The sequence below is a fragment of the Streptomyces luteolus genome, assembly GCF_029968015.1.
Taxonomy (GTDB): domain Bacteria; phylum Actinomycetota; class Actinomycetes; order Streptomycetales; family Streptomycetaceae; genus Streptomyces; species Streptomyces luteolus.
The window spans coordinates 19,031-44,911 of record NZ_JASCIS010000058.1 but is presented as its reverse complement, the minus strand read 5'-3'; the positions used below and the strand labels follow the sequence as shown (position 1 = coordinate 44,911).

Here is a 25,881-nt window from a genome sequence, read left to right as displayed (position 1 = left end):
TGCAGTCACTGGTTTTCCACTCCGTTGACCTGTCAGAAGGGGTCATGGGGTCGCTGCGTAGGCAAGTCGAGGCGTACACGGCACAGTACTGGATACCTTTGAGACGGTACTCAGTACCGTTGATGAAGGCAAGTGGCCTTCGACCGCCGGGGCGGGAAAGGATGTCCGACCATGAGCAGACCTTCGGCAGCGATCAGGCTCGCGGACGCGGCGTTCGCCCTGTTCGACGAGCGGGGTTACGAGCAGACGACCGTCGATGACATCGCCGAGCGGGCCGGGCTTGGGCGCACCACGTTCTTCCGTCACTACCGGTCCAAGGAAGCGGTGATCTTCCCTGACCACGATCGGCTGCTCGAACTGATCAGGGACCGCCTGGCGACCTCAAGTCACAGCACGGCCCTGGTCGCCGTCTCGGACGCTGTCCGACTGGTGCTGCTGCACTACATCGACGAAGGCGAGCTCGCGCGCAGGCGGTACGCCCTGACCAGCAAAGTGGCCACGCTGCGGGACCGGGAGATCGCCAGCGTGGCGCGGTACCAGCGGCTGTTCCGGGAGTTCATCGCGGACTGGATGGGCGACCCCACGGAGGCGGCGTCCCTGAGGGCCGAGCTCATGGCGGCGTCCGTCGCCGCCGCCCACAACCACGTGCTGCGCCGTTGGCTCAGAGGAGAGTCCGCCGACCCTGTCGCCGAAGTCGACGAGGCGATGCGCGAGGTGCTCAGACTGTTTCCCACACCCGACGCCCGCTCGGGCGAGGACCAACAAGGCTCCACCGTCGTGGCGTTCAGAACGGGACAGGACCTCGACGCGCTGCTTCCCGCGCTGCGGCGCCTCGTCGAGGACGGACAGCGGCCGTTGTAGGCCTGGCGACCATACGGACCAGCCTCGCAGAGCTGCTCGACGCGGCGCGATGGCGGAGCCTTCAGCAGTTTGCTCTTACATATGCGCCCGCGAGGTTATGTTCCGGGACACCATCGCTCCGCACCGGACGGGGTTCCTAGAGTCACACCGTCAATTCGGCGTCGTACCGCCTGGCTGTGGGCCGGGGGCGCCGACTGCCCGGGTGGTCCAGGAGGTTTGCTGGTGGGAATGGACAAGGTGGTCGTTGACGCGGCCGACGCCGTGGGGGACATCCCGGACGGAGCATCGCTCGCCGTGGGTGGTTTCGGGCTGTGCGGCATCCCCGGCGTGCTGATCCACGCCGTGCTCGAACGTGCGGTGAGGGGGCTGCGGGTGGTCTCCAACAACTGCGGGGTCGACGACTGGGGGCTCGGCCTGCTGCTGCGAGAGTCCCGTATCGCGCGGGTGACCAGCTCGTACGTGGGAGAGAACAAGGAGTTCGCCCGGCAGTACCTCGAGGGCGAGCTGGAAGTGGAGTTGGTGCCCCAGGGCACCCTGGCGGAGCGGCTGCGCGCGGGTGGGGCCGGGATTCCCGGGTTCTACACCCCCGCCGGAGTGGGCACGTCGATCGCCGAAGGCGGGCTGCCCTGGCGCTATCGGCCCGACGGCACGGTGGCGGTCGCCTCGCCGCCCAAGGAGACCAAGGCCTTCGGCGGCCGTGAGTACCTCCTGGAAGAGGCGATCACCACGGACTTCGCGCTGGTGCGTGCCGCGGCAGGAGACCGGCACGGCAACCTCGTATTCCATTCCTCGGCGCGGAACTTCAACCCTCTGGTTGCCATGGCCGGCCGGATCGCGGTGGCCGAGGTGGAGGAACTGGTCGAACCGGGCGACCTCGATCCGGACCAGGTACATCTGCCGGGGATCTTCGTGCAGCGCGTGGTGCCGATCGCCGCGAGCGACCCCGCAGCGCAGAAGCGAATCGAGCGGCGCACCGTGCGGGCGCGTCAGGAAGTCGGTGTGTGACATGGCGTTGAACCGTGAGCAGATGGCGGCTCGGGCCGCGCGTGAGCTGTCCGACGGCTCGTACGTGAATCTGGGCATCGGCCTTCCCACGCTGATCCCCAACCACGTTCCGGACGGCGTGGAGGTGGTGTTGCACTCGGAGAACGGGATTCTGGGAGTGGGCCCGTACCCGGATGACGACGGTGTGTCCGCCGACCTCATCAATGCGGGCAAGGAGACCGTGACGACGGTCGGCGGTGCCTCGTTCTTCGATTCCGCGCTGTCCTTCGGCATGATCCGCGGCGGTCATGTCGATGTGGCGGTCCTCGGCGCCATGCAGGTGTCCGCCTTCGGGGACCTGGCGAACTGGCTGATCCCCGGCAAGATGGTGAAGGGCATGGGCGGGGCGATGGACCTCGTTCATGGTGCGCGTCGCGTCATCGTGCTGATGGAGCACACCGCGAGGGACGGGTCGCCCAAGCTGGTCGAGGAGTGCACTCTGCCGCTGACGGGTTGGGGCGTGGTCCAGCGGGTGATCACCGATCTCGCGGTCCTGGACATCACTCCGGAGGGTTTCGTGCTACGGGAGTTGGCGCCGGGCGTGAGCGTGGACGAGGTGCGCGCGGCCACGGCATCCGAGGTGGCGGTGGCCCGGGAGGTGGCGGTGGTCGCCGCATGAGAAACGGCGAATGCGGTGGCGGCACTCGCCCCCGGCGCTCCTAACAGCCCGGCTCGAACAGGGTCAAGGGTATGGAGCTGGCCAGTGTCCGGACGGGTTGTGGCCCTGAGGACCATTTCAGGGCCCCCTCGCACGCTCCTACGGTGATCGGCACCTCAGTCTCCAGGCACCCATGTGGGTGGCGGACTGGGGTCGCGGGACCGGGACGGTCCCGCGTCGCCTATCGAGGGGAGGCCCCGTGCCGTCGTACGGACCGCCACTGCCATCGCCAGAGCCCACCGCACCGATCAGCAGACACCGCAGAAGGCGTCGACGGGCTCCCGTACTGGGATCACTCGTCGTCGCCGCCGCGCTGGCCGCGATCGCCGCCCTGTTCGCGCCCGCCTCGCAGGCGGACGCCGCAGTCACCCTGGAGAAGGTCTCCGACTTCGGGGCCAATCCGGGCGAGTTGAACATGTACGCCTACAAGCCCGCCTCGCTGCCCGACAACGCGCCGGTGGTGGTGGCCCTGCACGGCTGCACCCAGGACGCGCAGACCTACGCGGACAACTCCGGGCTGACCACACTCGCGGACCGGAACAAGTTCATGGTCGTCTTCCCGGAGACGAACTCGTCCAACAACGGCAACAAGTGCTTCAACTGGTTCCAGCCCACCGACAACAAGCGCGGCCAGGGCGAAGCGGCCTCGATCCGGCAGATGGTCGCGCACGCCGACCAGTCCCTCGGGGCCGACGGGTCGCGCGCCTACGCGACGGGCCTGTCCGCCGGCGGCGTCATGACCTCGGTCATGCTCTCCACGTACCCCGAGGTGTTCAAGGCCGGTGCGGTCGTCGCCGGAATCCCCTACGGCTGCACCGACGGCAACAGCCCGTTCACCTGCATGAGCCCCGGCGTGGACCAGACCCCCGAGGAATGGGCCAAGCATGTGCGGGACGCACACCCCGGGTACGAGGGCCCGTGGCCGCGCATGGCCGTCTGGCACGGGGACAACGACACCAAGGTGGTGCCGAAGAACGCCGATGAACTGCGGGACCAGTGGACCGCGGTGCACGGCCTCGACCAGAAGCCGGACAAGTCCGACACCATCGGTCCCAACAACACTCCCCGGGACCAGTACCTGACCAAGGACGGGAACGTCGCGGTCGAGGTGAACAAGGTCCCCGGCATCGGCCACGGCCTCCCGGTGGACCCGGGCAGCGGGGAGCAGCAGTGCGGCACCGCCGGTGAACACTTCCTCGACTCCATCTGCTCCAGCCACTGGATCACCGAATTCTTCGGCCTGGCCGACCAGGGCAAGTGACCGGAATCGCGTCACTCCGTCTCCGTTGACGGTCCGCGTCCCTCACCTGGACGCTCCGTCCACCCGCCTGCGCAGGGGCACCCACCCGGGGCCCCTGCGCCGGCATGTCCGGATTGCGTCGGGTGGGAGACGGGCCGTTCTGAAGGGCCAGCCACCATCTTGTGGTGTGAGCCCACAGGAACGATTCCGGGTATAGGGGCTCCACACATAGAACAGTCCCGGCCTGTGCCCCTACGTTTCCGGCCATGACGAGCACATACACACCCTCTGCCGCCGGCTCGCCCCACAGCGACGTTCCGGTGGACCTGACGGGCCGGACAGCGATGGTGACCGGCGCCGCGAGCGGGATCGGCAGGGCCTGCGCGGTGGCTCTGGCCGGCGCCGGGGCCCGGGTTCTGGTGGTGGACCTGAACGCGGACGCGGCGAAGGCCGTGGCCGAGGACATCGGCGGCGAAGCCCACCCGGCCGACCTCTCCGAGCCCGACGCCGTCCAGGCCCTGCCCAGGAACGTCGACATCCTCGTCAACAACGCCGGGCTGCAGCACATCGCCCCGCTCCAGGACTTCCCGCCGGAACGCTTCGACCTGATCCAGAAGGTCATGGTCACCGCACCATTCCTGCTGCTGCGCCAGACCCTCCCGCACATGTACGAGCGCGGCTGGGGCCGCGTAGTGAACGTCTCCAGCGTCCACGGACTGCGGGCCAGCCCCTTCAAGTCCGCCTACGTCGCCGCCAAGCACGCCCTGGAAGGCCTGAGCAAGGTCACCGCCCTGGAGGGAGCCGAGCACGGGGTGACGAGCAACTGCCTCAACCCCGCCTACGTACGCACACCGCTGGTGGAGGCGCAGATCGCCGACCAGGCGTCGGCACACGGCATCAGCGAGGACGAAGTGGTCGGCGATGTCTTCCTGCGGCGCTCCGCGGCCAAGCGGCTGATCGAGCCGGCGGAGGTCGCCGCCGCGGCGTTGTGGCTGTGCGGCCCGCACTCCTCCTTCATCACCGGCGCTTCCCTGCCGGTGGACGGCGGCTGGACCGCCAGCTGAGCCGAGCACCCGAGGGCGCACCGACACCGAGCTGACCCACCCGAGCCGACAGGACCGGCGGCTCACGACCGACCCGGCCGAAATGAGCACCCTGATGAACGCAGAGAAGATCGTCATCGTCGACGGGGCAAGAACCCCCATCGGCAGCTTCGGGAAGTCCCTCAAAGCCGTACCTGCCCACGAACTCGGCGCCACCGCCGTACGCGAGGCGCTCGCCCGCGCCCGTGTCGACGGCGCGGACGTCGACGAAGTCGTCATGGGCTGCATCGGGCAGGTCGGACCGGACGCGTACAACGCGCGCCGGGTGGCCCTGGCGGCAGGACTGGACAAGGCCACTGCCGCCTACACCGTCAACCGGCTCTGCGGCAGCGGGCTGCAGGCCGTCTGGTCGGCCGCGATGCAGATGCGCTGGGGCGGCGCCGACGTGATGGTGGCCGGCGGCGACGAGAACATGTCCCGCATGCCGTTCCTCGACTTCGGCGCACGCGACGGGTACCGCCTGGGCGACCGCACCCTCGTCGACGGCACCGTCGGTCTGCTGACCGACCCGTTCAGCCAGGTGCCCATGGGCGTCACCGCCGAGAACGTGGCGAGCCGCTACGGCGTCAGCCGCGAGCAGCAGGACGAGTTCGCGGCCGAGAGCCAGCGCCGCGCCGCCACCAGCCAGGCGCGCACCGCCTTCGCCGAGGAGATCGTCGCCGTCGAGGTGGGCGGCCGTAAGCCGGTCGTCGTCGGGCAGGACGAACACCCTCGGCCCGACACCACGGTGCAGAGCCTCGGCAAGCTGCCGGCGGCCTTCGAGGAAGGAGGCTCCGTCACGGCCGGCAACTCCTCCGGCATCAACGACGGCGCCGCCGCACTCGTACTCGCCCGCGAGTCGGTGGCTGCCGAGAAGGGCCTGTCGGGCCTGGTGAGCGTGGAAGCAGTGGCGACGGCGGCCATGGAGCCGCATCTGATGGGTTACGCGCCGGTCCTCGCGCTGCGGAAGCTGTTCGCACAGACGGGGACCCGTCCCGGCGACATCGGCATCGTCGAGCTGAACGAGGCGTTCGCCGCCCAGGCCGTCGCCGTCATCCGGGACGCCGCGCTCGATCCGGCCAGGACGAACCCCTACGGCGGAGCCATCGCGCTCGGCCACCCGGTCGGCGCGACCGGGGCCGTCCTCGCCCTGCGCGTCGCCAAGGATCTCGTCCGCCGCGACCTCGAACTCGGCGTCGCCACCCTGTGCATCGGCGGCGGCCAGGCCCTCGCCGCGCTCTTCCGCAGGGTCTGAGTCCCGCTGGGCCTTCCGGTCCGCCACAAGAGATTTTCCGGTCCGTCATGAGAGAACGGTGATCAAGGCATGTCCCAACAACCCGCCCGCGGTGGTATCGGCCGTATCGTCAGCGCGAGCCTGATCGGCACCACCATCGAGTGGTACGACTTCTTCCTCTACGGCTCGGCCGCCGCCCTGGTCTTCAACACGCTCTTCTTTCCGGCCAGCGACCCGCTCGTCGGAACGCTGCTCGCCTTCCTCACGTACGCCATCGGCTTCGCCGCCCGTCCCCTTGGCGGTGTCGTCTTCGGGCACTTCGGCGACAAGATCGGGCGCAAGAAGCTCCTGGTGCTGAGTCTGGTCCTGATGGGCGGCTCCACGTTCGCCATGGGCCTGCTGCCCACCCACGCCAGCATCGGCGTCGGCGCGCCCATCCTGCTCACCCTGCTGCGGCTGATCCAGGGCTTCGCCCTCGGCGGCGAGTGGGGCGGCGCGGTGCTCATCGTCTCCGAGCACGGCGGCGACAAGCACCGCGGCTTCTGGGCCTCGTGGCCGCAGGCCGGAGCGCCGGGAGGCAACCTGCTGGCCACCGGTGTGCTCGCGTTGCTCGCCGCGGTGCAGTCGGAGCAGACCTTCCTGGCCTGGGGCTGGCGCGTCCCCTTCCTGCTGTCCGGTCTCCTCGTCGTCATCGGGCTGTGGATACGCGTGTCGGTGTCGGAGTCGCCGGTGTTCCTGGAGGCCCAGGCCAAGGCCGAGGCGCAGGCCGCGCAGGAGGGCGTCAAGGAGAAGGCCCCGGTCGTCGAGGTGTTCCGGCACAACTGGCGCGGCGTGCTGACCGCGATCGGCACCCGGTTCGGCGAGAACGTCTCGTACTACATCCTCACCGCGTTCCTGCTCGTCTACGTCACCGTGCACCTGGAGCTGCCCAAGAGCACCGCTCTGAACGCCGTGCTGATCGCGTCCGTCGTGCACTTCGTGACCATCCCGGCCTGGGGTGCTCTCTCGGACCGTGTCGGACGCCGGCCGGTCACCCTGGTCGGCTCGGTCGGCATGGCCGTGTGGGCGTTCGTCTTCTTCGGGATGGTCGACTCCGAGTCGTTCACCGTCATCACCCTCGCGGTCACGATCGGGCTCCTCTTCCACGGTGCGATGTACGGGCCGCAGGCGGCGTTCATCTCGGAGATGTTCGACACCAAGGTCCGCTACTCCGGCGCCTCGATGGGGTCCCAGCTGGCGTCCATCATCGGCGGCGCGCTCGCCCCGATCATCGCCGTCGAGCTCCTCAAGGACTACGGCTCCTCGACGCCGGTCGCTCTCTACCTGTGCGCCACTGTCCTCATCACCACGGTGGCCGTTCTCGTGGCCAGGGAGACCCGCGGCCGCAGTCTCAGCGGCAGCAGCGCAGTGCCGGGCCGGTCGACGGACTCCGCGTCGGCGCCCACCCACTGACCGGCCCAACGGCCCACCGTACGACTGCCCGCTGTGCCGCCGAGGGGGAGGCACAGCGGGCAGCCACCCCTGGAGGTGACCGTCGTATGCCTCGCTCCTCAGCATCCGCCGGCAGCGACGCCGCGTGGACCGCGCTCCGCGCGCTGCTCGACCTGCTCGCCCAGGGCGCACCGGCCGAGCACCTCGCGCGGCCCGCGGCCGAGGCCCGCGCGGGCGGCGCCACCGACCGGGAGGTCACGGCGATCGAGGACGCCACCGGCACGGCGCTGCGGATCCGCCGCACCCTGAGCCAGCACCGGCGGCGCGAGGACGAACTGACCGCACTGTTCGACACCGCGAGCGACCTCGCCGCGCTGCACGACCTCGACGCGGTGCTGCGGGCCATCGTGCACCGCGCGCGGCTGCTGCTCCGCACCGATCTGGCCTATCTGTCGCTGAACGACGACACCGCGGGCGACACCTACATGCGGGTCACCGACGGCTCCATCTCCGCCGCCTTCCAGCAGGTGCGCCTCGGCATGGGCGAGGGCCTCGGCGGACTCGTCGCGCAGACCGCCCACCCGTACGTGACCGGCGACTACCAGGACGACCCCCGCTTCCAGCACACCCGTCCCATCGACAGCGCGGTGGTGGACGAGGGGTTGCGGGCCATTCTGGGAGTCCCACTGCGCCAGGGCACCAAGGTCATCGGGGTCCTCTACGCGGCCGACCGCGCACCGCGCGACTTCAGCCCCGAGGAGGTGGCGCTGCTCTCCTCGCTCGCCGACCACGCCGCCATCGCCATCGACAGCGCGCGGATGATCGAGGAGACGCGGGCCGCCCTGGTCGACCTGAACACCGCCTCGCAGACCATCCAGGAACACAGCCAGGCACTCCACCGCGCGGAAGAGGCACACGACCGGCTCACCGAACTCGTCCTGCGCGGCGGCGACTTCACCGAGGTCGCCACCGAGATCGGCGCCCTGCTGCACGGCGGCACCCTCATCCACGACGCGGAAGGCACCGAGCTCGCCCGCGTCGACACCGAGGCACAGCCACCGCCGACGCAGGCCATCGCGGCGTCCCGCTCCAGCGGCCGCGCCGTACCCCTGAACGGCACGTGGGTCTGTGCCGTCCTCGCCGGCCCCGAACTGCTCGGCCACATCGTGCTGACCGGCCGCGCCGACCTCGGCGAGGCCGACCGCCGGATCTTCGAACGGGCGGCCGTCGTCACCGCCCTGCTGCTCCTCCTGCGCCACTCGGTCACCGAGGCAGAGGACCAGGTACGGGGCGAACTCCTCGGCGACCTGCTGTCCGCGTCGGGGAACCCCGCCGCCCTCAGCGACCGGGCCCGGCGCCTCCACCTCGACCTCAACCGGCCGCACTCGGTCTTCGTCACCCACGCGGATCCCGCGCTGCGCCAGCTCGTCCACCAGGCGGCCCGGCGCAGCGCCCGCGCCCGCCGCGGCCTGGCCGGTGTCCATCACGACCATGTCGTGCTGCTCCTGCCCAGCGCCGCCCCCAGCGACTGCGCCCAGGACCTGGCCAAGGAACTCGGCCACGAGATCGGCGCGCCGGTCACCGTCGGCGCCGCGGGCCCCGCCGGAGGGGCGGCCGCCATCGCCCGGACCCACACGGACGCGCTGCGATGCCTGTCGTCGCTGCGCGCCCTGGGCCACACCGGAGTCGGCAGCGCCCTGCCCGACCTCGGCTTCGTCGGCATGCTCCTCGGCCAGGACGCGGACCTGCACGCCTACGTACGACGCACGCTCGGCCCGGTCCTCGACTACGACGCCCAGCGCGGCAGCGACCTGGTGCACACCCTCCAGGTCTACTTCGCCAGCGGCATGAGCCCGACCAAGGCCAGGGAAGCCCTGCACGTCCACGTCAACACCGTGATCCAGCGTCTCGACCGGATCGCCCGCCTCCTCGGCGACGACTGGCAGGCACCCGAGCACACCCTCGAACTGCGACTGGCCCTGCGCCTGCACCAGATCGTTCCCGTACGGCCTACGGGCTGACGGCTCGTACGGCTACTGCCTCGTACGCGGTGGAAGGCGTCGGCTGGACGTCGAAACGCGCGTTGGGCAGATAGACGCGCCGCCCGTAGGCAGCCGCGGTCGTGGGGATCCTGAAGCGTGCGTCGGTGATCCGGGCTACGGCCTCGGCGCGGGTTCCGCCCTCGTCGATCCGCAGCACGTCGACGGCGTTCTGCGCCTGTTGCACGACGTACAGCGTGCGCCCGAGCAGCAGCAGCCCGTCGCCGTTGACCAGGGCGGGGCCCGTGTGCGGCACCCGGCGTGCGTGGCCCGTGGCCGGATCGACCCGGAACAGCGCGCCGGCCCACGCGTTGACGACCAGCAACGCCTGTCCGTCCGGGGTGCGTTCGATGCCGTAACCGGTGGCCCCGCCGTCCGGGTGCTGCACCCATTCGCCGCTCAACGGCAACGTGCGGGGCTCACCCGGCAGCTCCCCGTTCGGGCCGAGCGGCAGCACGAAGAGGCATGGGTTGGAGGAGTCGGTGACGTAGGCCGCGTGCGGTGTGAGGACGAGGTCGTTGGCCATCGTGGTGCTGTCGCCCACCGGCCAGGCCCGCAAGGGCCGACCGTCGCGTACGTCGACCACACGGACCTCGCGCCCGTAACCGCCGGCGATGAACAACCGCTCACGGCTGTCGAGCTTGAGCCCGACGGACTGGTGCCCGGCGCCGGGTCCGGTGCTGATGACACGGCCGCGGCCGGTGGCGAGCTCGCTGCGGTAGATGTCTCCGCCGGACAGCGACCCGAAGTACGCGTACGGAGCGGCGCCGATGGCGATGCCCTCCGGCTGGAAGCCGTCGGGCAGCGGGAGGGTGGTCGGCCAGGGGCTGCCACGGTCCACCGCGTGGGCGGCCGGACCCAGTGGAGTGAGCAGAGCGGTGGCGGTGGCGCCCGCCCGCAGCACCGTTCGACGTGTCACGGAACCAGTCGAACCAGTTGAGCCGGTCGAACCAGTTGAGCCGGTCGAACCAGTTGAGCCGGTCGAGCCAGTCATGTCGGGCCTCCTCGCGGCCGGATCAGCGGGTACGGGCACGGCCACCGGTCAGTCCAGGGAGCAGGTGTTCACCACATCGCCGGTGGCGGGACGTTCGACGGTGCCGCCGGCGGGCGGGGCGTCGCCGTGCTCGACCCAGGCGGTGAGTGCGCCGAGGGCGCTCCGATAGCAGGGCAGCATGGGCCGCAGCCGTTCCGGGTGTGTGTCGTAGAGGCTGTCCACGTGGGTGCCGTCCTCGACTGTGTAGTAGCGGTGCAGCCGGTCCCGGTTCTTCTCGGCGACAATGTCCGCGTACACGTCGGAGTCGGTGGCGATCGGGAGCAGTGCGTCCAGGTCTCCGTGCAGGGTGAGCATCGGCCTGCCGATCCGGCCCGTCAGCGCGATCCGCTCCACGGCCCGGTGCACGGACGCTGGCCGGTCCGCGTAGTCGTACGCGGCGTCCGAGGCGCAGGGCGCCAGAATCTCCTCGGGCGTCGTGCCTGCGGAGGGTCCCGGGCAGGCACGGTCGTAGCCGGGGTCGAGCTCGGCTCGGTACGTCTTCTGCGTGAAGCCCCAGTAGGCCTTCTCGTGGTAGGGCCACAGGAACTCGCTGCCGCGCGCGTAGCCCACGCGGTACATGTCGTCGTCCGTGGCCTCACCCTCCTGCCGGGCCACAGCGGTGGGCAGTTGGCGCAGAATGTTGGCTCCCCGGGCGGTCCACAGGGTGCCTTCCCAGTCCACTCCGCCGTCGTACAGCTCGGGGTGGTTCTCCAACTGCCAGCGGGTCAGGTAGCCGCCGTTGGAGATGCCGGTCATGTAGGTGCGGCGCGGGGCCTTGCCGTAGGCCTGCGCGACCACGGACTTCGCGGCCCTGGTGAGCTGCGTGGTGCGCCGGTTCCACTCCACGATCGCGTCGCCGGGCCGGGTCCCGTCGGTGTAGAAGTCCGGCCCGCTGTTGCCCTTGTCGGTGGCGGCGAACGCGTAGCCCTGGGCCAGGACCCAGTCGGAGATGAGGGAGTCGAGGGAGTACTGCTTGCGCACCCCGGGGGCACCGGTGACGATCAGGCCGCCGTTCCAGTTCTCGGGCAGCCGGATCACGAACTGGGAGTCGTGGTTCCAGCCGTGCGTGGCGTTCAGGCGCGAGGTGTCGGGGAAGTAGCCGTCCACCTGGACGCCCGGCACGCCTGAGGGGTTCTTCGAGTCCTTGGCCTGAAGGGATATCCAGTCCGACCGGTCGGTGTAGCGGGTGCCGGTGAGCGCGGACGTGGTCAGATCCGGCAGACAGGCAGAGGTCTGATGACGCGCGCCCGGCACCCGGACGTCGCGTTGGCCCGCACAGGTACCCGCATGGCTCGCCGACTGCCCGGCGGGAGCAGAACTCGCGGAACTCGCGGAACCCACGGAACTCGCGGAACTCGCGGAACTCGCGGAACTCGCGGAACTCGCGGAACTCGCGGAACTCGCGGCCACCAGCAGGACACTGGCCAGCACGGTGACGCCGGCTCTCGGACGCATGGGCTTCTCCCCTGGTCGGTCGGTGGTGAACGATCGGCGGTGAACGATCGGCGGTACGGAAGGTGTCGACTGGTCCGGGACGCGACGGAGCTCTCGGTTCAGGACGGCGGCCTCCGTCCACCGGCAACGCCCGTTCGTCGGCGTGGCCGGTGGCGTAGGACAAGTACCGTCATGCGATGCCTCGGGTCAGGGGCAGCGGTCGTCGGAGATCGTGAAGTAGCCGGTCGGCGATTCCTTCAGTGTGTGGGTGGTGGCGGTGTTGTAGAGCCCCATCTCCTGCTCGGAGCCCTTGGCGTAGACGTAGCCGCCGGAGGTGGTGGCCCGGCCGGCCTTGACCTGCTCGTAGTTGTTCGCCGTGAAGCAGGCCGCGGCGGGCGGGGTCGTGCTCTGGCTCGGGGTGGGGGTCGGGTCCGGGCCGGGGCTGCCTTCGGAGAGGCCGAAGAAGCCGGTGATCCAGTAGCTGGAGCAGATCGAGTCGAAGAAGTATGTCGTCGCGGTACCGCACTGCTGCTCACCGCTGCCCGGATCCACTGGGAGGCCGTGGCCGATCACGGGCACCTTGTTCACCTCGACGGCCACGCTGCCGTCCTGGGCGAGGTACTGATCCCGGCGGGTGTCGTTCGGAGGGAGGGTGTCGGACTTGTCCGGCTCCTGGTCGAGGCCGTGCAGCGCGGTCCACTGGTCGCGCAGTTCATCGGCGTTCTTCGGCACCACCTTGGTGTCGTTGTCGGCCGCCCAGATGGCCATACGCGGCCACGGGCCCTGGTAGCCCGGGTGCGCGTCGCGTACGCGCTTCGCCCACTCCTCGGGAGTGCCGTCCACACCAGGGTTCATGCAGGTGAACGGGCTGTTGCCGTCGGTGCAGCCGTAGGGGATCCCGGCGACGACCGCGCCCGCCTTGAACACCTCGGGGTAGGTGGAGAGCATCACGGAGGTCATGACGCCGCCGGCGGACAGACCCGTCACGTAGGCGCGTGACCCGTCGGCCCCGAGGGACTGGTCGGCGTGCGCGACCATCTGCCGGATCGAGGCCGCTTCGCCCTGGCCGCGCTTGTTGTCGGTGGGCTGGAACCAGTTGAAGCACTTGTCCCAGTTGTTGGACTGCGTCTGCTCGGCGAAGACCAGCATGAACTGGTTCCGGTCGGCGAACTTGGTCAGCCCGGCGTTGTCCGCGTAGATCTGCGCGTTCTGCTTGCAGCCGTGCAGCGCCACCACGACCGGCGCGTTGTCGGGCAGCGAGGCGGGTTTGTAGACGTACATGTTCAACGCGCCAGGGTTGGCACCGAAGTTCGCAACCGGTTCCAGTGCGGGAGCCGCGTCGGCCCGGGAGACCGGAGCGAACAGCGCCGCGATCGCGGCCAGTACGGCGGCGAAGACGAGCGACCCGAGCACGGGCAGCCGTCCTCGGCCTCTGCGGTGCCTGCTGGGTCCGGTACTTCTGCTGGGCTGTGCTGGCGATCCGTACGGCGGCATGCGGCCTTCCCCCGTCTGTAGGCGGCGCGGGCCCCTTCTGGTTCCGCGGCCTCAGCCCCGCCGTCCCTACGGGCGGCCGGTACCGAGATGCCGGTCACCGTAAGAGCCGCGGCGGGGCTCCCGACATGGTTCGGGCAGCTACAACCGAGGGGGAACCTGACCGGTTCAGCACCCTTGCCGCCTCTTTTCACGATCTGCTAAGGCAGTGGGCGGAACGAGTGCGGCTGGTGGGGCCCGAAGCGCGGGCCGTCAGCGTTGAGGTGCCTTCCGGGCCCTGACGCAGGGGTAGTACGTCATTCCGTTCGCCCGGCGGGCGAGTTGGTAGCGGATGATCATGTTGTGCTCCCGGGCGAGCTCGCCCGCCACCTTGATCGCCCGGTCCACGGTGGAGGCCGAGCGAGTCTCGATGATGTTCAGGCGGCGCGCCTGGGAACTGGGGCGCGTACCCAGGGTCGCCCCGTAGCGGTTCACCACCATCTCGAAGCGCGGGCGCAGGGAGTCGGTGTCAAGGCGGTCGGGCATAGGAAGGATCTCTCTCAAGCGCTGTGCGGTAGCGGCGGCGGGAAACCTGCTCAGGGGCAGCCGTCCATCCGGACGACGTCCTGTTGGGGGTTGCCGCAGACCCCCAAACCTAAGAGCGAAATAAGGGGGATGCCGGTGACGAAAGTCCCCTGCTGCTGGGCCGAAGGGCATCACCTCTGCGCCCGCTCTCCGTGCCCAGCCGCCCCTGAGCGGTGGCTTCCGTGATGCGCCGAAGGCCCACCCTCCCTATCGTCTGGAGACGGAGCACGTTCCGCCGACGGGTGAACACGGAGTCGACCCGGCCGATTTCAGTCGGATCGTCTCCGCGCATCCGAACCGGAGGGACGCCATGCCGGAGCTGTTCATCGGCGGTCAGTGGACCACTGCAGTGGACGGGCAGGTGCGGGAGATCCGCTGTCCCGCCGACAACACCCTGGTCGCGACCGTCGACGAGGCCGGACCGAAGGACGCCGCCGCGGCGATCGCCGCCGCACGCGAGGCGTTCGACCACGGCCCGTGGCCCGACACCCCGGCCGCCGAACGCGGCCGACTGCTGCTGCGCGTCGCCGACCTGCTCGAACGCGACAAGGACGCGCTCGCCCGCGCCGAATCCCTGGACACCGGGAAGCGGCTCGTGGAGAGCGAGTACGACATGGACGACATCGCCAACTGCTTCCGCTACTTCGGCAACCTGACGGCGGCGGGCGGCAGCGACCGGATCGTCGACGCCGGCAGCCCAGAGGTGGACAGCCGGGTGGTGCACGAGCCGGTCGGGGTGTGCTCGCTGATCACCCCGTGGAACTACCCGCTGCTGCAGACCGCCTGGAAGGTCGCCCCGGCGCTCGGCGCGGGCAACACGTTCGTCCTGAAGCCCAGCGAGCTGACCCCGCACACCGCGATCATCCTGATGCGGCTGCTCGCCGAGGCGGGGCTGCCGGACGGGGCCGCCAACCTGATCCTCGGCGCGGGCCCCACCGCGGGCGCGCCGCTCAGCGAGGACCGCCGGGTCGACCTGGTGTCGTTCACCGGCGGGCTCGTCACCGGTCGCCGCATCATGGCCGCCGCGGCCCCCACCGTGAAGAAGGTCGCCCTTGAACTCGGCGGCAAGAACCCCAACATCGTCTTCGCAGACGCCGACTTCGAAGCGGCCGTCGACTACGCCCTGATGGCGATCTTCCTGCACTCGGGGCAGGTCTGCTCGGCCGGGGCGCGGCTCCTGGTCCAGGACGACCTCCATGACGCGTTCGTCGACGCGGTGGTCGAGCGCGCCCGGCGGATCCCGCTCGGCGGCCCCTTCGACGAGCACGCCCGCACCGGCCCGCTGATCTCCGCCGCGCACCGGGACAAGGTCGAGGCGTACGTGGCGGCCGGCCTCGCCGAGGGTGCGGTGCTGCGCTGCGGCGGCACCCGCCCCGACGATCCGGCACTGCGGGACGGCTACTACTACCTGCCGACGGTCCTGGACGAGTGCACGCCCAGCATGTCCGTGGTCGCCGACGAGTCCTTCGGCCCGGTGCTCACCGTCGAGCGGTTCCGGGACGAGGAGGAGGCGCTCACGCTCGCCAACGGCACGGTCTACGGACTCGCGGGTGCCGTCTGGTCGCAGGACATCGGCAAGGCCCAGCGGGTGGCGAACCGGCTGCGCGCGGGAACCGTATGGATCAACGACTTCCATCCGTACGTGCCGCAGGCGGAATGGGGCGGAATGAAGCAGTCAGGCTTCGGTCGCGAGCTGGGCCCGGCGGGCCTGGCCGAGTACCAGGAGGCCAAGCACGTCTGGCGCAATCTCGCCCCGACTCCGCAGAGGTGGTTCGAATGAGTACGGACACCGGTTCCGGCCCCGACCCCGTGCCCAGCAGGAGCCAGGGTGAGCACGACGACGACGCCCTCGGCGAGCTCGGCTACCGCCCGGAACTCAAGCGGACGCTGGGCAACTTCCACACCTTTGCCGCCGGGGTCAGCTACATCTCGATCCTGACCGGCACCTTCCAGCTGTTCTTCTTCGGCGTCACCTTCGGCGGCCCCGCGTACTGGTGGTCGTGGCCGATGGTCTTTCTGGGCCAGTTGATGGTGGCCCTGTGCTTCTGCGAGCTGGCCGCCCGCTACCCGGTCGCGGGGTCCGTCTACAACTGGGCCAAGAGCCTGGGCGGCCCGCACGTCGGCTGGCTCGGCGGCTGGATGATGACGACGGCCACCATGGTGACCCTGTCCGCCGTGGCGCTCGCCTACCAGATCACGCTGCCGCAGATCTCCGACTGGTTCCAGTTCGTCGGTGACGGCACCGGCGAGACCGACGCGGCGGCCAACGCCGTCCTGCTCGGCACCGTGCTCATCCTCTTCTCCACCCTCGTCAACGCCTTCGGTGTGCAGCTCATGGCCCGGATCAACTCGGCGGGCGTCTTCATCGAACTCATCGCCGCCGTCGCGCTGATCATCTTCCTCGCAGCCCACATCACCCGCGGCCCCAACACCGCGCTGACGGAGACGTACGGCCTCGGCAGCGGCCAGAACCTCGGGTACCTCGGAGCGTTCCTCACCGCCTCGCTGGCCTCCGCCTACGTGATGTACGGCTTCGACACGGCGTCGTCCCTCGGTGAGGAGTCCCACGACCCGAGCCGCAACGCGCCCCGCGCGATCCTGCGCGCCCTCATCGCGTCGTTCCTCATCGGCGGCTTCATCCTGCTCTTCGCTCTGCTCGCCGTCCCGGACCTTCAGGCCAAGGAGTTGTCCACGGGCGGTCTGCAGTACGTGGTTCTGGAGACGCTCGGTTCGACCATCGGTGAGATCTTCCTGTGGTGCGTCGTCATCGCCATCACCGTCTGCGTCCTGGCCGTGCACGCCGCCGGCATCCGGCTGATGTTCGCGATGGCCCGGGACAACAACCTGCCGGCCGGTTCCGTGCTCGCCCGCGTCAGTCCCCGCTTCCAGACGCCGGTGATCCCCGCCGTGCTGATCGGTGTGGTCGGTGTCGTCATCCTGGTGATCAACATCAACCAGCCGCAGATCTTCTCGGTCATCACCAGCATCGCGATCATCATGATCTACGTGGCCTACCTGATGGTCACCGTGCCCATGCTGATCAAGCGGCTGCGCGGCCAATGGCAGCCCGCCCAGGGGAAGTTCTCGCTCGGCAGGTTCGGCCTGCCCATCAACATCCTCGCCGTGCTCTGGGGCACGGCCATGGCCCTGAACCTGGCCTGGCCGCGCGCCGAGGTGTACAACGCGACCGGACCGCAGCACTGGTATCTGCGGTGGGGCGCGTTCCTGTTCATCGGCATCGTCGCGCTCGGCGGCTTCGCCTACTACTGGTTCGTGCAGCGCCATAAGACAGGCGTACTCGCCGAGCACCGCTTCCAGCCACCGCCCCCACCGACCTCACCGACCTCGCCGCCCCCCGGCAATCCCTGACGAGTCGACACCAGCCTGTGTCTTCGCTCCAGCCGGCACCTGCGATGCCATCCGCATCGCGCCCTCAGCGGCAAGGCGCCTCCACGTTCAGGCCCTTCAGGTAGCGGTCTCGTTCTCGGGCGGGCAGGGGCTGGCTGACCAGGCCGCACAGCAGGTCTCGCCATGCCTCCACGCCGACGGTGCGGCGGACGACCTTGCGGTCCGGGCCGAGGGTGAGGATGTCGTCGGCGGGGCCGGGCACCACCTGCATGGGGGCTTCCGGCTTCGCGGAGGCGGCCGGTGGGTCCGTGTGCCACACGTCGAGCTGGTCGCCCGTGGCCGCGTCCAGGATGCGCACCCCCCGGTCGGTCCGGGTGCTGAACCCCTGTATCAGCAGACTGCCGTCCCGGCTCAAGGCCACGTCATGGGTGTCGCGTGGCAGGTTCCCGGTGGCACGCACACGCTGCCCGGAATCGAGGCGTACGACGTACGCATGGCTCTCCAGGTCGGAGAAGGCCGCCTGGTTCCCCTCGTGGTCGACGCTGATGCCGATGGGCTCGGCCTCTTGCGGCAGGGTGGTGTGGGCGGCGTGCTCGAAGGCCCGGTCGCCGTCCCAGCGCCAGGTGTCGACGTCGTTGCCGCTCCGGTCGAGGACGACCAGGGTTCCGCGGTCCCCGCTCAGGGCGAGGGAGAGGGAGCCGTCCTCGGGTTCAGGCAGCACCGCGCTGCGGGTGCAGGTGCGGGTGTCGAGCACGTCCACGGAGCCGTTCCAGAGGCCGACCACGTACCGGTCGCCCGGGAGGAAGTGGACGGCCGGGCGGATCAGATCGTCGTAGACGCCGTCGATGTCCACACCGCAGTCCGCCCGTTTCCCGCTCCGCAGGTCCCAGATGGTGAACCGCCCGCCCTCCTTCCCCAGGCCGCGCGTCACGCTCTGCATGCCGACGTACCGCTTTGTTCCCGCTGAGCGCGTACGCCGTGTCCGACACGTTCACGGACAGGTTGGCGTACGGAATCCCGCCGAGCCGGCGGCCGGTGTTGTCGAGGGGGATTTGCCAGGCCCCGCCTGGCTCCGGTCGTGAAGAGGGTGAACTCGCCCCCGTACGAGGCCACGGCCACCTGGGCGCCATCGGCCGACATCGCGAGGCTGCCGGCCGTCCGCGCCATCCGGCCCAGTGTCGTGCCGGGCTTCAGTGCGGAGTCGTACAGGCGGACCGCACCGTCCTGCCCGCCCAGCACGAAGTTCCCCTCGCCGTCGGCGACCGCCATGTCCTGGTGCACGCCCAAGGGCCGTCCGGCGGTACGGCGGCGCTGTTCCAGGTCCCACACCTCGGCGCGCTCCGACGTCCGGGCCAGGGCCTTGCGCGCACCGTCGAAGAGCAGGACCTCGTTGTACTTCCAGGGGTCCGAGGTGTCGCCGGTCATTCCTGGCAGGGCCTGGGCGTCCTTCCAGCGCGCCGATTCCGTCAGGAACTCGCGGGACTCCTTACGCCCACAGGCGAGAGGGCGAGGGCTCCGAGCCCGTGCGCGGCCCTCGGCAGATCCTTGGTGTGTCCTGCCGCCATGGTGTTGAGGAGCTTGCAGGTCTGGGTGTCCCACACCGGGACCCGGTTGAGCTAGACCTCCGTGGCCAGGACGCGGCCGTCCCGGCTGAGCGCTCTGGGTGTGCCCCTGGCGTGCAGTACGCGCAACTGCCGGGCGGAGCGCACGTCGTAGAGGCGAATGCCCTCGGCAGAATCGAAAACGGAGGAGTACGCGGCGGTCGAACCGTCCGCGCTGAGGACGACGTCCGTCGCGGCCGGCCTGCCCGCGCCCTCGTGTCCCGTCACTGAATCGACATCCGCGCGCAGGCGCCGCTTGGCGTACGGCGCGGCGGCCACGGCTTGGGCCAGGGCGCGCCGGGACTCGGGGGTGGACCGGGTCTCCTCGGCGTAAAGGGCGTACTGCGCGGCCTGGTTGGGACTGGTCGCGAGCAGTTGCCCGGAGCGGGCGGCCAGCGCCTGCGAGGCGGAGATGCGGGCCTGCGCCACGGCCTGGTCGCGCTGCCTGCTGGCGTCGAAGAAGCCGTAGACCGCGAGGACGAGCAGTGCCACGAGCAGGGCGACGCTCGACCAGCTGAGCCGTTTGACGAGCGGAGTTGCCTGAAGTCGTCGTGCTCCAACGCCTCCTTCGGACGGCCGTGCAACGGCGCGGCCAGGGGGGCGACCGCGGCGCGGAACGGCGGGTAGCGCAGGGAGCGGTGGCTTCCCTCGATCTCACGGAGGTCCACCCAGAGCGGTACGGACGTGAAGTGGCCCGCCAAGTTCCGTGGGAGGCACGTGGTCTTCCGCCAGTCGAAGTCGCCTGCCCCGTCGTCCCATTCGATCTCACCGCTCGCCACGGCGATGAGCAGGTGCTCCGTGTCGCGCTCCCGCAGCCAGTAGTCGACTTCCTTGGCCACCCAGGGCGAGGCGGCGGCTTCTGGGGAGGCGAGCAGGATGAGGTAGCGGGAGCATGCCAGTTCACGCTGGATCGACTGCCACAGGTCGTGGTTCGCGGGCAGGCTGGTGACGTCGCGGAACACGCTCATCCGCATGGGTCGGAAGCGCGAGACGGCCAGCCGCTCAAGCCCTCGCTGCAGCTGCTTCGCGAGCGGCTTGTTCTTGCTCTGGCTGTACGAGATGAAGGCGTCGCGCTGCGTCAAGCTGTCCGGCGCCGCGGCTCGCGCCTCGGCCTCTTCCACGGCATCGCTCATGGCGTCCCCCGTATCCCCGTATCCCTTCCCTGTGCCCATGACGTCTCTGACGCGCTGGGCCAACTCCCATGCGTACCATGCCCGTTGAGCCGGTGAGGAGTCCGGTGTCGAAAGCGTACGGGTGCCCGCACGTGTGCAGGCGATCGATACGTCGTTGGCGGAGCAGCGGCGGCCTGATCGCCCGGATCGTCGCGGCGACGGCGGTCGGCTCGCTCGCGGGGCTGGGAGTCTTCAGCCTCACGCAGGTGACCAGCCGCATCCTGTTCGTGGTCACGGGCGGCGTGGTCGGGGCTGTGACCGTCCTCGCGGTGCAGTGGTACCGGCGGCTCGCCCAGCTCACCGAGGTGAAGGTCTCGATCCCGCAGCTGAGCGAGCTCACCTTCGCTGTCAACAACGACTCCCGCCAGGTCGCCTGGCGCATGTTCGTCGAGACCGTGACCCGGGTCTCCACGCAGCCACTGGTGGGCGACGAGGGCGTTGTCCGGGAGGCGCTCACGTCGATGTACGGGCTGTTCGGCACAGCGCGGGAGACGTTGAAGGCCGCTCGCCCCTCCGCCCCGGTCCCGGGTGGGCAGACGGTCGAGTATCTCGCGATCACTATGCTGAACCGGGAGTTGAGGCCGTTCCTGTCCCAATGGCACCCACGGCTGCGGGAGTTCGAAAGGGCGCACCCCGACAGCCCGGAATCCGCCTGGCCGGACAACGCCGCCTGCCGAGCCGAACTCCAGCGGGTGCAGCACGCCATCCACGACTACGCGATCGGTTCCGCCCGCCTGGCCGGGGTCCGTGAACCAGAGCCCCTCGTCCGTTACGTCCCCGCCCCCCGGCCCTCCGACGGCAGAACCGCGGGGGGCACGATGCCCGCGGCCGGCAGCGGTCCTGGCGCGCGGTAACTGTCCCGGAGACGGTGACCCCCTCTCAGTCGGCGCGATTCAGTGGGAGCCCCAGGCCTCAACGTCCAGTTTGTCGAAGGTCGATCGGCCGACCCGGGAACAGCCGGCCGGGCCTGCACGGTTGCATGACACGAGGGACCGGCGCCTCGGACGGGGAGCACAGTGACCACAGGGTCGCCCTCCCCACGAGGACCCGGTCCCCGGGATCGCGGTACGTCCGCCGCGCACCCGGACATACACGTATTTCCGCAGGAGGACTGTGATTCATGACTGACCGCCCCTTGACCCTCATGGCAGTACACGCCCACCCCGACGACGAGGCCACCGGAACCGGAGGAGTCCTCGCCCGGTACGCGGCGGAGGGCATCCGCACGGTTCTGGTGACCTGTACCGACGGCGGTTGCGGTGACGGACCGGGCGGTGTCAAGCCGGGCGATCCCGGGCACGATCCGGCGGCCGTCGCCTCGATGCGTCGGCGAGAACTCGAGGCGAGCTGCGAAGTCCTGAAGGTCAGCGACCTGGAGACGCTGGACTACGCCGACTCCGGGATGATCGGCTGGCCGAGCAACGACGCCCCGGACTCCTTCTGGCAGACCCCCGTGGAGCAAGGCGCCGCCCGACTCGCGGAACTCATGCGGCACTACCGGCCCGATGTGGTCGTCACCTACGACGAGAACGGCTTCTACGGCCACCCCGACCACATCCAGGCCCACCGCATCACGATGGCCGCGCTGGAGATGACCGAGCTGACACCGAAGGTGTACTGGTCGACGATGCCCCGTTCGGGGATGCAGCGGTTCGGGGAGATCATGCGCGAGTTCCACCCGGACATGCCGGAGCCGGATCCCGCCGAGGCCGCCGCGATGGCCGAAATGGGACTCCCCGACGACGAGATCACCACGTGGGTGGACACCACCGCGTTCAGCGGTCAGAAGTTCGACGCGCTGGCCGCGCACGCCAGTCAGGGCGAGAACATCTTCTTCCTCAAGATGGGCAAGGAGAGGTTCGGCGAGTTGATGGGCATGGAGACCTACGTACGCGTCAAGGACGCCACCGGCGTACCCGTACCCGAGAACGACCTCTTCGCCGGATTGCGCTGATCGTGGCTTCACATCTCGCCGCCCCGACGGCTGAGACAGCAGGTGGGGCGCCTGCGCGTCTGCGTAGGCGCCCCACCTGCCGAGCGTGGACTAGGGCGCGGTGGCCGAACCGTCGTAGACGTTCTTCGGGGTGGCGACCGCGGTGATCGCACGGGCGAGCAGGGTGGACGGCTCCTGGCCCTGGCTCGTGATGTCGGTGTTCATCATGATCACCAGGGTGGCCTTCTTCGAGGGCAGGTAGACCGTCACGGTCTCGTAGCCCGGGATGGAGCCGTTGTGCCCGATCCAGCCGTTGGTCTTGAAGATGCCGAGACCGTAGCTGGTACCGGGGAAACCGGTGGGCAGCGTCTTGAGCCGCTCCTTCTGGGTCCTGGGGCTGAGCAGCTGCCCGGTGGCGACGGACTTGGCCCAGTGCCGCAGATCGCGCAGGTTCGAGATCATCGCCCCGGCCGCCCAGGCCCAGCTGGGGTTCCAGTCCGTCGCGTCCGCGACCTCACCGCTCAGTGTCTGGTCGGTGTAGCCGCGCGGGTGAGGGTGGGGGAACTCGTTGCCCCGCGGGAACAGTGTGTGACGCAGGTGCGCCGGGCGCAGTACGCGGTGGTGGATGAAGTCGGCGAGCCGGTGGCCGCTCACCTTTTCGATCACCAGGCCCAGCAGGACGAGGTTGGTGTTGGAGTACTGGAACTTCTTGCCCGGGGCGAAGGTGTTGCGGTGCTTGAAGCCGTACGCGAGGGACTGGCGCGGAGTGAAGGTGCGCTGCGGGTCGCTCAGCAGGTCGTGGATGAAGTCGGCGTCCTCGGTGTACGGGAACAGGCCGCTGCGCATCCCCGCGAGCTGGCGCAGCGTGATGCGGTGGCCCTTGGGCACGCCCTTGACGTACTTGGAGATCGGATCGTCCAGCTTGACCCGGCCTTCGTCCACGAGCTCGAGGAGTGCGGTGACGGTGAACGTCTTGGTCTCGCTGCCGATCCGGACGAAGGAGTCGGCGGACATCGGCTCGCCGGTCCTGGTGTCGGCGACGCCCATGGACCGGACGTAGCAGCCCTGGCCCGGCAGCTACAGACCGACGACGGCCCCGGGGATGTCCGCCTTCCTTCCGACGTCGTCCATGGCCTTGTCGAGCCGGGACGTGAGCTTGTGTCCCAGGCTGTTCGGACAGTCGCCCTTGTCGGGGTGGGCGGCGATCGGCCGCTGATCGGCCGCGGCGGGATGGGCAGCCGTCGGCGCCCACAAGGACGCGACGAGCAGGGCTGCGCAGAGGGTGCGGCGGGAGGTGGAACGTCTCATTCGGGGGCGTCTCTTCCAGACAGGGGGCGGACGTCACGAACATGACCACCTCGGCCCGCGCCGCAGACTCGACTGCCCGTTCCCGTCAGGAAGTCCACTCGTTCGGCACCATCGTCCCGTTGCCGGCGCTGTCAGCGTGTCGTGGCCGCCGCCGCGCGGGGTCACTTCTCGGCCGCGGGCTTGGTGTCGGGCGAGAAGAGGAAGGAGATGCGTTCCAGGACGCGCTGGCGCTTGGTGTTCTGGAACGCGGCGATGCGCCATGTGTCGTCGGCCTGGCGGACCAGTGTGTAGGTCTGCGTCTTGGACAGGTCGGCCGCCTTCGGCTCCTCGCCCTCGTAGGTGTCGCCGCGGCTGGTGGCCACGGCGGTGTCGGGGCCGTAGAAGCGGATGCCGAGCCACGAGTCGGAGAGCTTGGTGCCCTTGAGAAATCCGGCGAACAGGGCGCGGTGGCCTTCGGTTATGTCGCGGCGGCCCTGGTAGACGGTGCCGACGTAGCTGGTGTAGGTGGCGTCCCGGGTGAACTGGTCGCCGTACGCGGTGGCGTCGTGCCGGGCCCACGCGTCCTTCATCGAGTTCAGGGTGCGGCAGACCGCCTGCTGGTCGTCGGCGGTCGCGGTGCCGGACGGGGTGGCGGTGACTACGGGCTTGACCGCGTTGCAGTCGCTCACGCCGAGGTTCTTCGCGTCGGAGGTGGCATGGAGCCACAGATATCCGCCTCCTACGGCCGCGACGAGCGTCAGTGCGGTGACGCCCAGGATGATTCTGATGCGACGACGACGGCTCTTCGGGGCCGGAGCGATGGTGAACCCGTCGGTCTGCTCAGCCTGTTCGGAGTGCGGGTTGCTGGTCCTGCTCGTGCTGGTGCTGGCGCTGGTGGCGTTCATGGTGGAGCCCTCCCGTGATAACTTCGCGGAGGAAGTTGCTTCGTAGAAGATTTCTCTTCTTCGAAGAAGAGATTAGGGAGTGAGAGAACCGTTGTCAATGCCGTCGATGCGCCCCGACGCGAGCCGGATCTACCGCCAGTACCTCAGCGCGGTGTTGCTGCACAGCCACGCGAGCGCCCGCGCCTGTGACCTCGGCGCCACCGATCTGTACGCGCTGAACATCCTGCAGCTGACCGGTGCGATGACCCCCGGCGAACTGTCCGCCCGCACCGGCCTGACGACCGGGCCGACCACCCGCCTGATCGACCGCCTGGAGCACGCGGGCTACGTGCGCCGCGTGCCCGACCCGGGCGACCGGCGCAAGGTGACGGTTGAGCCGGTCAGTGAACCCGCGGACCTCGACCGCGTCATGGCCCCCGCTCGCCAGAGGATCGGCGACATTCTCGGCGGCTACACGCCGGAGCAACTCGAGGTCCTCTTCGACTACTTCACCCGCGCGACCGAGGCGTACCGGGAATCCGCCGAGCAGTTGCGCTCCGAGTGATGTGCGGGTGCGGCGGGCTCAAGGGCTGAGCGGCGTACTCCGTACAACCCTGGAGGCTCACCGGAAGCCAGCGGCCGCGTCGGGCCCCGCCGACAACTTCAACGGTGACGGCTACCGCGATCTGGCGACCGGTGCCCCAGGGGCTGGCGCGGGCGGGAAGGCGAAGGCGGGCGCTGCGGTCGTCAACTACGGCTCGTCCAGCGGCATCAGCGCGGGGAGAACCCGATGTCCGGGGACGCCACGTCGGGCTTGTCGGGCTCCTGAGCGCGGTCCTGACGGTCCAGGTTCCGCGGTCACCTGTCGCGCAGGCCCGCCAGCAACGCACGGCGGCTGGCGCGGACGTGTTCGCGCATGACCTGTTCGGCGCTGTCGCCGTCCTTCTCCAGGATCAGTTCGAGTACGCGATGGTGTTCACGGTCCGACTGCAGGGCGCGGCCCGGCCGGCTCAGCGAGGTCTTCACCAAGCGCGAGTAGGCGAGCTGGTTCATCAGCATGCGGTAGTGCGCTTCCAGCTTGCTGTTGTCGGCGCCGGCGATGAGGAGGTCGTGGAACTCCCGGACCAGTTCGGCGTACCGCTCTCGGTCGTCGCGGGCCACCGCTTCGTCGGCCTCGCGCAGGTTGCGTTCCAGGAGGTCGAGCTCCGGGACCCGGCCGCGCTGGGCGAGGAGGCGGGCGGCGGCGCCCTCCAGGAGCTCCTTCATCTCGAAGAGCTCGGTGATCTCGCGGCGTGACGGGGTGGTGACGAACGTCCCGACGCGTGGGCGGATTTCGACGAGCCCCTCGGTCTGCAACTGCTTGAGGGCCTCGCGTACCGGCGTACGGCTGACTCCGAACTCGTCGGCGAGGGCGAGCTCCGAGAGGGGGGCTCCCGGCTGGATGTCGCCCTCGATGATGCGCCGCCGCATCGCGGCTATCACCCGGCCCTGCATCGACCCTCCCCCGGCCTCGTGCCGGGAGGACCCAGACTGTGGGGCACTCTT

At 69.8% G+C, this 25,881-nt stretch carries 22 protein-coding genes and 3 pseudogenes; 14 read left to right on the top strand and 11 right to left on the bottom strand.

Annotated features, from left to right (window positions below):
• The first annotated feature begins 171 nt into the window (after window positions 1-171).
• From QIT00_RS34625 to QIT00_RS34590, 8 genes and pseudogenes are all read left to right on the top strand, one after another.
• A complete protein-coding gene (locus QIT00_RS34625) occupies window positions 172-861 on the top strand; it encodes a TetR/AcrR family transcriptional regulator (protein ID WP_282539457.1) in 690 nt (229 codons plus the stop codon).
• Between the two features lie 222 nt (window positions 862-1,083).
• On the top strand, window positions 1,084-1,866 hold the full coding sequence (locus tag QIT00_RS34620; protein ID WP_282539456.1) for a CoA transferase subunit A: 783 nt from the start codon (window positions 1,084-1,086) through the stop codon (window positions 1,864-1,866).
• A gap of 1 nt (window position 1,867) precedes the next feature.
• Window positions 1,868-2,524 carry a CoA transferase subunit B gene (locus QIT00_RS34615; protein ID WP_282539455.1) on the top strand — a complete coding sequence of 219 codons (657 nt, stop codon included), beginning with the start codon at window positions 1,868-1,870 and terminating at the stop codon, window positions 2,522-2,524.
• Window positions 2,525-2,762: 238 nt separating this feature from the next.
• A pseudogene (locus tag QIT00_RS34610) lies at window positions 2,763-3,806 on the top strand (extracellular catalytic domain type 1 short-chain-length polyhydroxyalkanoate depolymerase); the annotation flags it as partial.
• Between the two features lie 263 nt (window positions 3,807-4,069).
• Window positions 4,070-4,867, top strand: coding sequence for a 3-hydroxybutyrate dehydrogenase (locus QIT00_RS34605; RefSeq protein WP_282539454.1), 798 nt, complete (start codon window positions 4,070-4,072; stop codon window positions 4,865-4,867).
• A gap of 94 nt (window positions 4,868-4,961) precedes the next feature.
• The gene (locus QIT00_RS34600; RefSeq protein WP_282539453.1) at window positions 4,962-6,140 is read left to right on the top strand and encodes a thiolase family protein; all 1,179 of its coding nucleotides are present in this window, start codon (window positions 4,962-4,964) and stop codon (window positions 6,138-6,140) included.
• Between the two features lie 69 nt (window positions 6,141-6,209).
• On the top strand, window positions 6,210-7,571 hold the full coding sequence (locus QIT00_RS34595; RefSeq protein WP_282539452.1) for an MFS transporter: 1,362 nt from the start codon (window positions 6,210-6,212) through the stop codon (window positions 7,569-7,571).
• 86 nt (window positions 7,572-7,657) lie between these two features.
• Window positions 7,658-9,571 (top strand): helix-turn-helix domain-containing protein, encoded by a 1,914-nt coding sequence (locus tag QIT00_RS34590; RefSeq protein WP_282539451.1) that lies wholly within the window; start codon window positions 7,658-7,660, stop codon window positions 9,569-9,571.
• Here QIT00_RS34590 and QIT00_RS34585 read toward each other — a convergent pair.
• The 4 genes from QIT00_RS34585 to QIT00_RS34570 form a co-directional block, all read right to left on the bottom strand.
• Window positions 9,561-10,508 (bottom strand): NHL repeat-containing protein, encoded by a 948-nt coding sequence (locus QIT00_RS34585; protein WP_282539450.1) that lies wholly within the window; start codon window positions 10,506-10,508, stop codon window positions 9,561-9,563. The two genes, QIT00_RS34590 and QIT00_RS34585, sit on opposite strands and share 11 nt — an antisense overlap.
• Window positions 10,509-10,631: 123 nt before the next feature.
• The gene (locus QIT00_RS34580; protein ID WP_408909912.1) at window positions 10,632-12,077 is read right to left on the bottom strand and encodes a tannase/feruloyl esterase family alpha/beta hydrolase; all 1,446 of its coding nucleotides are present in this window, start codon (window positions 12,075-12,077) and stop codon (window positions 10,632-10,634) included.
• A 186-nt stretch (window positions 12,078-12,263) separates the two neighbouring features.
• Window positions 12,264-13,550 carry an extracellular catalytic domain type 1 short-chain-length polyhydroxyalkanoate depolymerase gene (locus tag QIT00_RS34575; RefSeq protein WP_282539449.1) on the bottom strand — a complete coding sequence of 429 codons (1,287 nt, stop codon included), beginning with the start codon at window positions 13,548-13,550 and terminating at the stop codon, window positions 12,264-12,266.
• 249 nt (window positions 13,551-13,799) lie between these two features.
• A complete protein-coding gene (locus tag QIT00_RS34570; protein WP_282539448.1) occupies window positions 13,800-14,072 on the bottom strand; it encodes a hypothetical protein in 273 nt (90 codons plus the stop codon).
• Window positions 14,073-14,421: 349 nt separating this feature from the next.
• Here QIT00_RS34570 and QIT00_RS34565 point away from each other — a divergent pair, with 349 nt between their 5' ends.
• Both QIT00_RS34565 and QIT00_RS34560 read left to right on the top strand, forming a co-directional pair.
• Window positions 14,422-15,891 carry an aldehyde dehydrogenase family protein gene (locus QIT00_RS34565; RefSeq protein WP_282539447.1) on the top strand — a complete coding sequence of 490 codons (1,470 nt, stop codon included), beginning with the start codon at window positions 14,422-14,424 and terminating at the stop codon, window positions 15,889-15,891.
• The gene (locus QIT00_RS34560) at window positions 15,888-17,480 is read left to right on the top strand and encodes an APC family permease (RefSeq protein ID WP_282539446.1); all 1,593 of its coding nucleotides are present in this window, start codon (window positions 15,888-15,890) and stop codon (window positions 17,478-17,480) included. Before QIT00_RS34565 ends, QIT00_RS34560 begins: the two co-directional genes overlap by 4 nt.
• 64 nt (window positions 17,481-17,544) lie before the next feature.
• Here the strand turns inward: QIT00_RS34560 and QIT00_RS34555 are convergent, their stop codons facing one another.
• From QIT00_RS34555 to QIT00_RS34540, 4 genes and pseudogenes are all read right to left on the bottom strand, one after another.
• Window positions 17,545-18,399 carry a WD40 repeat domain-containing protein gene (locus QIT00_RS34555; protein ID WP_282539445.1) on the bottom strand — a complete coding sequence of 285 codons (855 nt, stop codon included), beginning with the start codon at window positions 18,397-18,399 and terminating at the stop codon, window positions 17,545-17,547.
• Window positions 18,387-18,884, bottom strand: a complete 498-nt coding sequence (locus QIT00_RS34550; RefSeq protein WP_282539444.1) for a WD40 repeat domain-containing protein — start codon at window positions 18,882-18,884, stop codon at window positions 18,387-18,389. Before QIT00_RS34550 ends, QIT00_RS34555 begins: the two co-directional genes overlap by 13 nt.
• Before the next feature lie 191 nt (window positions 18,885-19,075).
• Entirely contained in the window at window positions 19,076-19,552 is a 477-nt protein-coding gene (locus QIT00_RS34545) for a hypothetical protein (protein WP_282539460.1), read from the bottom strand.
• 344 nt (window positions 19,553-19,896) lie between these two features.
• A pseudogene (locus QIT00_RS34540) lies at window positions 19,897-20,193 on the bottom strand (toll/interleukin-1 receptor domain-containing protein); the annotation flags it as partial.
• A 131-nt stretch (window positions 20,194-20,324) separates the two neighbouring features.
• On the opposite strand from QIT00_RS34540, the gene QIT00_RS34535 reads away from it, so the two are divergent.
• Window positions 20,325-21,086, top strand: coding sequence for a hypothetical protein (locus tag QIT00_RS34535; protein WP_282539443.1), 762 nt, complete (start codon window positions 20,325-20,327; stop codon window positions 21,084-21,086).
• A 266-nt stretch (window positions 21,087-21,352) separates the two neighbouring features.
• Window positions 21,353-22,186: a PIG-L family deacetylase gene (locus QIT00_RS34530; protein WP_282539442.1), complete on the top strand. Its 834-nt coding sequence runs from the start codon at window positions 21,353-21,355 to the stop codon at window positions 22,184-22,186.
• 90 nt (window positions 22,187-22,276) lie between these two features.
• On the opposite strand, the pseudogene QIT00_RS34525 reads toward QIT00_RS34530, so the two are convergent.
• Together QIT00_RS34525 and QIT00_RS34520 are read right to left on the bottom strand one after the other, a co-directional pair.
• Window positions 22,277-23,473 (bottom strand): annotated as a pseudogene (locus QIT00_RS34525) (serine hydrolase domain-containing protein).
• A 161-nt stretch (window positions 23,474-23,634) separates the two neighbouring features.
• Entirely contained in the window at window positions 23,635-24,357 is a 723-nt protein-coding gene (locus QIT00_RS34520; protein WP_282539441.1) for an SgcJ/EcaC family oxidoreductase, read from the bottom strand.
• 97 nt (window positions 24,358-24,454) lie between these two features.
• On the opposite strand from QIT00_RS34520, the gene QIT00_RS34515 reads away from it, so the two are divergent.
• Together QIT00_RS34515 and QIT00_RS39090 are read left to right on the top strand one after the other, a co-directional pair.
• Window positions 24,455-24,901: a MarR family winged helix-turn-helix transcriptional regulator gene (locus QIT00_RS34515; RefSeq protein ID WP_282539440.1), complete on the top strand. Its 447-nt coding sequence runs from the start codon at window positions 24,455-24,457 to the stop codon at window positions 24,899-24,901.
• A 1-nt stretch (window position 24,902) separates the two neighbouring features.
• A complete protein-coding gene (locus tag QIT00_RS39090) occupies window positions 24,903-25,256 on the top strand; it encodes a hypothetical protein (RefSeq protein WP_408909911.1) in 354 nt (117 codons plus the stop codon).
• On the opposite strand, the gene QIT00_RS34505 is transcribed toward QIT00_RS39090, so the two are convergent.
• Entirely contained in the window at window positions 25,195-25,830 is a 636-nt protein-coding gene (locus QIT00_RS34505) for a GntR family transcriptional regulator (RefSeq protein ID WP_282539439.1), read from the bottom strand. The two genes, QIT00_RS39090 and QIT00_RS34505, sit on opposite strands and share 62 nt — an antisense overlap.
• Window positions 25,831-25,881: the final 51 nt, after the last annotated feature.

What these genes read in the sequence shown, in the direction of transcription:
- QIT00_RS34570 (WP_282539448.1), bottom strand. Translation starts at nt 14,072, where the DNA reads ATGCCCGACCGCCTTGACACCGACTCCCTGCGCCCGCGCTTCGAGATG.
- QIT00_RS34600 (WP_282539453.1), top strand. Translation starts at nt 4,962, where the DNA reads ATGAACGCAGAGAAGATCGTCATCGTCGACGGGGCAAGAACCCCCATC.
- QIT00_RS34615 (WP_282539455.1), top strand. Translation starts at nt 1,868, where the DNA reads ATGGCGTTGAACCGTGAGCAGATGGCGGCTCGGGCCGCGCGTGAGCTG.
- QIT00_RS34580 (WP_408909912.1), bottom strand. Translation starts at nt 12,077, where the DNA reads ATGCGTCCGAGAGCCGGCGTCACCGTGCTGGCCAGTGTCCTGCTGGTG.
- QIT00_RS34575 (WP_282539449.1), bottom strand. Translation starts at nt 13,550, where the DNA reads ATGCCGCCGTACGGATCGCCAGCACAGCCCAGCAGAAGTACCGGACCC.
- QIT00_RS34625 (WP_282539457.1), top strand. Translation starts at nt 172, where the DNA reads ATGAGCAGACCTTCGGCAGCGATCAGGCTCGCGGACGCGGCGTTCGCC.
- QIT00_RS34505 (WP_282539439.1), bottom strand. Translation starts at nt 25,830, where the DNA reads ATGCAGGGCCGGGTGATAGCCGCGATGCGGCGGCGCATCATCGAGGGC.
- QIT00_RS34595 (WP_282539452.1), top strand. Translation starts at nt 6,210, where the DNA reads ATGTCCCAACAACCCGCCCGCGGTGGTATCGGCCGTATCGTCAGCGCG.
- QIT00_RS34550 (WP_282539444.1), bottom strand. Translation starts at nt 18,884, where the DNA reads ATGACCGGCGACACCTCGGACCCCTGGAAGTACAACGAGGTCCTGCTC.
- QIT00_RS34555 (WP_282539445.1), bottom strand. Translation starts at nt 18,399, where the DNA reads ATGCAGAGCGTGACGCGCGGCCTGGGGAAGGAGGGCGGGCGGTTCACC.
- QIT00_RS34590 (WP_282539451.1), top strand. Translation starts at nt 7,658, where the DNA reads ATGCCTCGCTCCTCAGCATCCGCCGGCAGCGACGCCGCGTGGACCGCG.
- QIT00_RS34605 (WP_282539454.1), top strand. Translation starts at nt 4,070, where the DNA reads ATGACGAGCACATACACACCCTCTGCCGCCGGCTCGCCCCACAGCGAC.
- QIT00_RS34530 (WP_282539442.1), top strand. Translation starts at nt 21,353, where the DNA reads ATGACTGACCGCCCCTTGACCCTCATGGCAGTACACGCCCACCCCGAC.
- QIT00_RS34520 (WP_282539441.1), bottom strand. Translation starts at nt 24,357, where the DNA reads ATGAACGCCACCAGCGCCAGCACCAGCACGAGCAGGACCAGCAACCCG.
- QIT00_RS34560 (WP_282539446.1), top strand. Translation starts at nt 15,888, where the DNA reads ATGAGTACGGACACCGGTTCCGGCCCCGACCCCGTGCCCAGCAGGAGC.
- QIT00_RS34515 (WP_282539440.1), top strand. Translation starts at nt 24,455, where the DNA reads ATGCCGTCGATGCGCCCCGACGCGAGCCGGATCTACCGCCAGTACCTC.
- QIT00_RS34565 (WP_282539447.1), top strand. Translation starts at nt 14,422, where the DNA reads ATGCCGGAGCTGTTCATCGGCGGTCAGTGGACCACTGCAGTGGACGGG.